The organism is Pseudomonas sp. AGC41 (assembly GCF_057334555.1).
Map to the genome: position 1 here is coordinate 30,419 of NZ_JBHFJB010000045.1, position 6,735 is coordinate 37,153.

7 protein-coding genes are annotated in these 6,735 nt (G+C 62.9%); 1 reads left to right on the forward strand and 6 read right to left on the reverse strand.

The genetic code is table 11. From position 1 onward, the window contains the following. Nucleotides 1-33: 33 nt before the first annotated feature. Entirely contained in the window at nucleotides 34-2,313 is a 2,280-nt protein-coding gene (gene ptsP / locus ACE04F_RS08780) for a phosphoenolpyruvate--protein phosphotransferase (protein ID WP_305497566.1), read from the reverse strand. Nucleotides 2,314-2,335: 22 nt separating this feature from the next. Continuing rightward, complete coding sequence (locus ACE04F_RS08785) at nucleotides 2,336-2,815, reverse strand: RNA pyrophosphohydrolase (RefSeq protein WP_003186867.1); 480 nt, start codon at nucleotides 2,813-2,815, stop codon at nucleotides 2,336-2,338. 143 nt (nucleotides 2,816-2,958) lie between these two features. On the opposite strand from ACE04F_RS08785, the gene ACE04F_RS08790 reads away from it, so the two are divergent. Continuing rightward, nucleotides 2,959-3,615 (forward strand): histidinol-phosphatase, encoded by a 657-nt coding sequence (locus ACE04F_RS08790; protein ID WP_434570403.1) that lies wholly within the window; start codon nucleotides 2,959-2,961, stop codon nucleotides 3,613-3,615. A gap of 4 nt (nucleotides 3,616-3,619) precedes the next feature. On the opposite strand, the gene ACE04F_RS08795 is transcribed toward ACE04F_RS08790, so the two are convergent. From ACE04F_RS08795 to ilvA, 4 genes are all read right to left on the reverse strand, one after another. Beyond that, nucleotides 3,620-4,087 (reverse strand): DUF2269 family protein, encoded by a 468-nt coding sequence (locus ACE04F_RS08795; protein WP_486105936.1) that lies wholly within the window; start codon nucleotides 4,085-4,087, stop codon nucleotides 3,620-3,622. Further along, entirely contained in the window at nucleotides 4,084-5,340 is a 1,257-nt protein-coding gene (locus ACE04F_RS08800) for an SDR family oxidoreductase (RefSeq protein WP_486105938.1), read from the reverse strand. Before ACE04F_RS08800 ends, ACE04F_RS08795 begins: the two co-directional genes overlap by 4 nt. Nucleotides 5,341-5,355: 15 nt before the next feature. Next, nucleotides 5,356-5,769, reverse strand: coding sequence for a DUF2269 family protein (locus ACE04F_RS08805; RefSeq protein WP_486105940.1), 414 nt, complete (start codon nucleotides 5,767-5,769; stop codon nucleotides 5,356-5,358). A gap of 38 nt (nucleotides 5,770-5,807) precedes the next feature. Continuing rightward, the coding region (gene ilvA, locus ACE04F_RS08810) for a threonine ammonia-lyase, biosynthetic (protein WP_486105942.1) at nucleotides 5,808-6,735 on the reverse strand (928 nt) is incomplete at its 5' end.

The following is a 6,735-nucleotide window of genomic DNA, read 5'->3' on the forward strand; positions in this document are numbered from 1 at the left end:
CCCCCCCCCCCCCACAAATGCTCGCCTCAGGATTCAGAGGGTCTTGTTCGAAGCCGGATTGATCATCCGCGCCAGCCCCAGGTTTTTCAGCGCCAACTGCAAGGAGCTATGGATCACCTGCGGATTGTCGATGGTCATCAGCTCCGCCAGCAGCTCCTGGGCCTTGCTGAGGTTGATCTGGCGCAGCATCCATTTCACTTTCGGCAGGTTGGTGGCGTTCATCGACAGGCTGTCGAAGCCCATCGCCATCAGCAGCACCGCCGCCGCCGGGTCGCCAGCCATTTCGCCGCAGATGCTCACCGGCTTGCCCTCGGCATGGGCGTCGCGCACGACGTTCTGCAAGGCTTGCAGCACGGCCGGGTGCAGGTAGTCGTAGAGGTCGGCCACCCGTGGGTTGTTGCGATCCACGGCCAGCAGGTACTGGGTCAGGTCGTTGGAGCCTACCGACAGGAAGTCCACCTGCCGCGCCAGTTCCTTGGTCTGGTAGACCGCTGCCGGAATCTCGATCATCACGCCCACCGGCGGCATCGGTACGTCGGTACCTTCGTCGCGCACTTCGCCCCAGGCCCGGTGGATCAGGTGCAGCGCTTCTTCCAACTCGTGGGTACCGGAGATCATCGGCAACAGGATGCGCAGGTTGTTCAGGCCTTCGCTGGCCTTGAGCATGGCGCGGGCCTGGACCAGGAAGATTTCCGGGTGGTCGAGCGTCACGCGGATCCCTCGCCAGCCGAGGAACGGGTTGTCTTCCTTGATCGGGAAGTAGGACAGCGACTTGTCGCCGCCGATGTCCAGGCTACGCATGGTCACCGGTTGCGGATGAAACGCGGACAATTGCTCGCGGTAGATCGCCAGCTGTTCCTTTTCGCTGGGGAAGCGCTGGTTGATCATGAACGGCACTTCGGTGCGGTACAGGCCCACGCCCTCGGCGCCACGCTTTTGCGCCCGGGCCACATCGGCCAGCAGGCCGGTGTTGACCCACAGGGGCATGCGATGGCCATCGAGGGTTATGCACGGCAGGTCGCGCAGGGCATCCAGGCCCAGGGAGAGTTGCTTTTCTTCCTCCACCACATCGGCGAATTGCTTGCGCAACACGTCGCTGGGGTTGGTGTAGACCTCGCCGTGGTAACCGTCGACGATCATCTGGATGCCGTCGACCTTGGAATACGGCAGGTCCACCAGGCCCATCACGGTGGGAATGCCCATGGCCCGGGCCAGGATCGCCACGTGGGAGTTGCCCGAACCCAGTACCGAGACCAGGCCCGCCAGCTTGCCTTCCGGCACTTCGCCGAGCATCGCCGGGGTCAGCTCTTCGCTCACCAGGATGGTGTTGTCGGGGTAGACCAGGGTCTGCTGACGCTCTTGCTGCAGGTAGGCGAGCAGGCGGCGACCGAGGTCCTTGACGTCGGAGGCGCGCTCGCGCAGGTAGGCGTCGTCCATCAGTTCGAAACGGTTGACGTGGTCGGTCACCACCTGGCGCAGCGCGCCCTGGGCCCATTGGCCGGTCTTGATGACCGTGGTCACTTCGCTGCCCAGGGAGGCATCGTCAAGCATCATCAGGTAGACATCGAACAGCGCGCGCTCTTCAGGCCGCAGCTGCGTCGCCAGTTTGGCGGACAGGGCGCGCATGTCGGCGCGCACGCCTTCGATGGCAGTCTTGAACAAGCCCAGTTCGGCATTGATGTCGGCGATGGTCTTGTCTGGCACCACGTCGAGGTCGGCGGGTGGCAGCATGACCACCGCAGTGCCCACCGCCGCGCCCGGTGAACCCGGCACGCCGACGAACTTGGCTTCCTGGATGCCCTTGCCCTGGCGGCCCAGGCCGCTGATCGAACCGGTGGCCTCGGCGTGGGCGATAACCCCGGCCAGTTGCGCGCTCATGGTCACGAGGAAGGCTTCTTCGCCCTCGTCGAACTGGCGGCGCTCTTTTTGCTGGATGACCAACACGCCGACGACACGGCGGTGGTGAATGATCGGCGCGCCGAGGAACGATGCGTAGCGCTCTTCGCCGGTCTCGGCAAAGTAGCGATAACGCGGGTGATCGGCGGCGTTTTCCAGGTTCAGCGGTTCTTCGCGGGTACCGACCAGGCCGACCAGGCCTTCGTTGGGCGCCATGCTGACCTTGCCGATGGAGCGCTTGTTCAGGCCCTCGGTCGCCATCAGCACAAAACGGTTGGTCTCGGGATCCAGCAGGTAGACCGAGCAGACCTGGCTGCCCATGGCCTCTTTGACGCGCAATACAATAATCCCCAACGCCGCCTTGAGATCCTTGGCGGAGTTAACTTCCTGGACGATCTTGCGCAGCGTATTGAGCATGGCTCGGGGTCGAACTCCGTCGTCAGTCGCGCGTCAGCAGGCGCGGGGCAAGCTCTTTGAGAGCGCGTCGATACACCTCGCGCTTGAATGTCACCACCTGGCCCAACGGATACCAATAACTGACCCAGCGCCAGCCATCGAATTCCGGTTTACCGGTCAAATCCATCCGCACCCGCTGCTCGTTGGAGATCAGGCGCAGGAGAAACCATTTTTGCTTCTGGCCGATACACAGCGGTTGGCTGTGCGTGCGGACCAGGCGTTGCGGCAAACGATAGCGCAACCAGCCTCGGGTGCAGGCGAGTATTTCGACATCCTCTCGCTCCAGCCCCACTTCTTCGTTCAACTCGCGGTACAAAGCCTCTTCCGGCGTCTCCTGGGGGTTGATCCCGCCCTGTGGAAACTGCCAGGCGTCTTGATTGATACGGCGAGCCCATAGCACCTGTCCGGCATCATTCGTAAGAATGATCCCCACATTGGGACGGAAACCATCGGGATCGATCACGGCAACAACCTCGCAAACGCATGTCGCCGCATTGTTCCACAAAGGTTGTGAAAGCAGCAACGAGGCTGCCCACCTTATGTGCACTCTTGTGAAAAGTCCGTATTCTGGGCGCCTTTCTCAAGAAATTTCAGCGAGTAACTGCAATGCGGCTGGCTTTATTCGACTTGGACAACACGCTGCTGGGCGGCGACAGCGATCACGCCTGGGGCGATTACCTGTGCGAGCGCGGGTTTCTGGATGCGGTCACCTACAAGGCGCGCAACGATGAGTTTTACCAGGACTACCTGGCCGGCAAGCTGGACAACGCCGCGTACCTGAATTTCTGTCTGGAAATCCTTGGCCGTACCGAGATGGAGGTGCTGGCGCAGTGGCATCTCGAGTACATGCGCGACTGCATCGAGCCGATCGTGCTGCCCCAAGCCATCGAGCTGCTGAAGAAACACCGTGATGCCGGCGACAAGCTGGTGATCATCACCGCCACCAACCGCTTCGTCACCGCGCCGATTGCCGAGCGTCTGGGCGTCGAAACCCTGATCGCCACCGAGTGCGAAATGATCGACGGTCGCTACAGCGGGCGCAGCACCGACATCCCCTGCTTTCGCGAAGGCAAGGTGACCCGGCTGAACCGCTGGCTGGAAGAGACCGGGTATTCGCTGGATGACAGCTACTTCTATAGCGACTCGATGAACGACTTGCCGCTGTTGGAGGCGGTGACGCACCCGGTGGCGGTCGATCCGGATCCGAACCTGCGGGCCGAGGCCGAGAAACGCGGTTGGCCGGTGATCAGCCTGCGCGACTGACCTGTCACGCAGGCTTGGCCACCATCAGGTAGAAGATCACCATGAACGCAAGGAACGCCGGCCAGCCCAGCGCAAACCACCAGCGCATGTAGGTGCTGGCCTTGAGCGGCATGGGCGTGCCGTCCTGCAAGGCTTGCTCGGCCATTTTGTGCACGCGGATCTGCAACCAGACCACCGGCAGCCAGCAGGCGCCCGCCAGGCAATAAAGGCCGATGCTCCACATCAACCAACTCTGTTGCAGTGGCCAGCCGGCCACATGCATCAGGGCCAGGCCGCTCAGCGGCTGGAACACGGCCGTGGTGGCCGTGAACGCCCAATCGGCGAAGACCAGATGCTTGAAGGTGACGGCAATGACTTCAAGCTTGCCGCTGCGCCAGGCCCGCAGCGCATAGTAGGCGGACCCGGCGCCCAGGCCGAAGAGGATGGTCGAAGACAGGATGTGCAGGGTTTTCAGCAGCAGATAAATGTTCATCGGCGCGGTTCAGTCCAAAGCAGCCATAAAGTGGCGACTATCAGCACCAGGTTCTTGGCGACAGCCGCATAAGGGTCAAACCAATAGTGCGGCAGGATAAAGCTGATGCACAGCGTGTAGCCGAGCATCAATCCCAACTGCAACCGCAATGCCTGGCGGCGCCAGCGCTTCAATAGCATGCCCAGGCCCAGCGCGCCGTCACACAGCGCGCCGGCGATTACCGCAAGCTTCGCCCAGGTGCCGTGGACACCGGCCTCGGCCATGATGCGCAAGCCCCAATCGTAGCCGGGGCCGAGGCAGACGATGGCGGTACCCAGCCAGATGATCGCCAGTACCGCGAGCATCAGCGGGCGGATCGCTCTGAGGCTGCTCTGGGCTGCGCTCGGCCAATTCTGCAAGCGGGTCTGTACAGGGACGGCGTTATACCCGCAGATTGACGCGAGTGCCGCGGGGTCGGCCAGATTGTCCCGTTGTGCCAAGGCCAGGCTTTGCCTGTTCAACGCCCGCCAGCCGAACCGATCCCCCAGCCGGCTACCCAGTTCAGTCAACAGCGCAGGGGCCTTGATGTAGCGGGCCGGCGCCCAACCTTGGGCGGCGCGCAGATGATCGATGAGTCGGGCCAGTGTCATCGGCTCCGGTCCTACCAGCGGTAGCACCACTGACTCGGTCGGCCATTGCCGCAGCAGGGCGAGCACCGCGCCCACCAGGTCATCGACATGGACGGGCTGGATGCGCGCTTGAAGATTCAGCAAGGGAATCAACGGCCACGGCGAAAGGCCTTCCATCCAGCCGCTGCTCGCGCCGCCTGGTCCCACCACCAACGAGGGCCGCAGCACCACCGATACGCTGTCCAGCGTGCAAAGATATTCGTCGGCCAAGCCTTTGCTCGCCAGGAACGGCACGTCCGATTGAGCACTCGCGCCCAGCGCGGAAATCTGCAGGATCCGCACGCCGCGGCGCGCGGCCTGGTCGAACAGCGCTCGCGCGCCCCGATCCTGGACCAGGCTCAGGGCCTGGGTGTCGACGCTGAGCAGGCCGGCCGCGTTGATCAGCAAGTCGACGTCCAGAGGCAGGGCAAAGTGTTCAGGGTTGCCCGCCAGTGCGCCGAGATCCAGCTGCCGCCATTCAACCCCGGGCCAACCTGGCGCCTGGGGTTCACGACTGGTTGCGATAATCGAGTGACCAGCGCTGTGCAACGCTCGCAGCAGATGGCGCCCGATAAAACCGCCGCCTCCCACCAGTAGGATCTTCATGACTGTCCTTGTCGCTTAAATCGGCTTGGCACCCATCAGTGCGGCGATGGACAGGAAGCCGACGCCACCGATGATCGCCAATGCCAGGGTAAACCTGCTGCTGCCACCGCTGCCCAAGCGCAGACGATTGAGCCTTGCCAGCAGCCAGAAAACGCAGAGCGTCGCCACCGTGTAGATCACGCTGGAACCCAACAGCCAGCTTTGCCCCAGCGGCCAGCCCACCAGATGCACCAGCCACCAGCCGGTGAACGGCATGCTCAGCATGCAGACCAGCATCACGCACCAGGCCAACAGCCAGGGACGCCGCAGCGTGCTGGCCGGTCCCTCGCTGCGTTTACGCCAGGCCAGGACGGCAAGGACTACACCGCAAGCCAGGAGCAGGACCGTGGCGGCGACGTGGAGGATTTTCAAGGTCAGCAGAGTTTCCATGGAATGTCCTTAAGGCCGATGTCCTTCAGCGTAGCCGTTCAACCAAGAAACAATTGATAGGCTGGGTTGTCGCTTTCATCCCAATACGGATAGCCGATTTCTTCCAGGGCGGCCGGTACCAGGTGGCGTTCATCGTGTGGTACTTGCAGCCCGGCCACCACGCGACCATCCGCCGCGCCATGGTTGCGGTAGTGGAACATCGAGATATTCCAGCGCCCGCCCAGCTTGTTGAGGAAGTTGAAGAGCGCGCCCGGACGCTCGGGGAACTCGAAGCGCAGCACCACTTCGTCGACAACGTGAGCGGCGTGACCACCGACCATGTGGCGGATGTGCAGCTTGGCCAGTTCGTTGTCGGTCAGGTCCAGCACCGGGAAGCCTTGCTCGGTCAGGCTGGCGATCAGCTTGCTGCGCGGATCATTTTCCGGATGCGTCTGCACGCCGACGAAAATGTGCGCTTCGCTGCCGGTGTTGTAACGGTAGTTGAATTCGGTGATCTGGCGTTTGCCGATGGCTTCGCAGAAGGCCTTGAAGCTGCCCGGCTGCTCGGGGATGGTCACGGCGATGATCGCCTCGCGCCCTTCGCCCAGCTCGGCGCGCTCGGCCACATGACGCAAGCGATCAAAGTTGACGTTGGCGCCGGAATCGATGGCCACCAGGGTCTGACCGCTGATGCCCCGCGATTCGACGTACTTCTTGATCCCGGCCACACCCAAGGCGCCGGCCGGCTCGGTGATCGAGCGGGTATCGTCGTAGATATCCTTTATAGCTGCGCAGATCTCGTCGGTGCTGACGGTGATCACTTCGTCCACGTAGTGCTTGCAGATATCAAAGGTGTGCTGGCCGATCTGTGCCACGGCCACGCCATCGGCAAACAGGCCCACGGTTGGCAGCACCACGCGCTCGCCGGCAGCCATGGCTGCTTGCAGGCAGTTGGAGTCGTCGGGCTCGACGCCGATGATCCTGATC